The organism is Maribacter chungangensis, from assembly GCF_042676845.1.
In the GTDB taxonomy this organism is placed as follows: Bacteria; Bacteroidota; Bacteroidia; order Flavobacteriales; family Flavobacteriaceae; genus Maribacter; species Maribacter chungangensis.
Genome location: NZ_JBHTHY010000016.1, coordinates 1 through 729, shown reverse-complemented (window position 1 = coordinate 729; position 729 = coordinate 1). Strand labels below are relative to the sequence as shown.

At 40.1% G+C, this 729-nt stretch carries 1 pseudogene; it reads left to right on the top strand.

The features are described from left to right. Positions 1–408 precede the first annotated feature (408 nt). Positions 409–729 (top strand): annotated as a pseudogene (locus tag ACFQZJ_RS17155) (tyrosine-type recombinase/integrase); the annotation flags it as partial.

Sequence of the window (729 nt, the reverse complement as noted above, 5' to 3'; positions counted from 1 at the left end):
ACTGTTCCCTCGGGTGTCCGATTTCATGGCGGAGCGATATGTCCTCTGGCAATCGGCCTGAACGGTTTGTGTATGAAACGTAGCGTGTAAAAAGACACTAACTTTTCGGATTAACACAGAGCCGAATTTTTATATTTTGTTTTTAATTTTTCACTTTTTAAAAGCGAAATTAAAAATTTGGCGGTCTTTGTAAATAAGCACAAACCTCTTGATTTAGAAATTATTAGCTATGTTTTATACACGTTGTTGAACTAATCCTCGTACCTCGGAAGCCTTTAATTGGTTTATAAAAGTACGTTATCTTACTGTTTGATAAAAACCTTAAGCATATGTATTTAAAAAAAGTCAAGGACGATTTTAGAGGTCGCCTTATCGGAAGTCCCCAGATTTAAAGAACTGGCCCTTACTTTGGAAAAGAGTTTTGCCGTTAACGGTAAAGCAACGAGCACTTTAAGGAACTACCTACGCTGTCTTGCCCACTTGGCCATCTACTATAAATGTAGTCCAGAGGCCCTTAACGAGGAACAAATAAACGACTATCCCTACCACTGCCGGAACCTGCACAAGACCCCTTCGGAGAGCTTTTTTAAACATACCATCTATGGGCTTCGTGCTGCCTATAAGGTTCTGGGTATGGATAAAAAACGCATCCGGCTTCCACAGATAAAAAGACAGAAAGACCTTCCCGTGGTACTTAACAAAAGGGAGGTCCGTGAATTATTAAAGGCT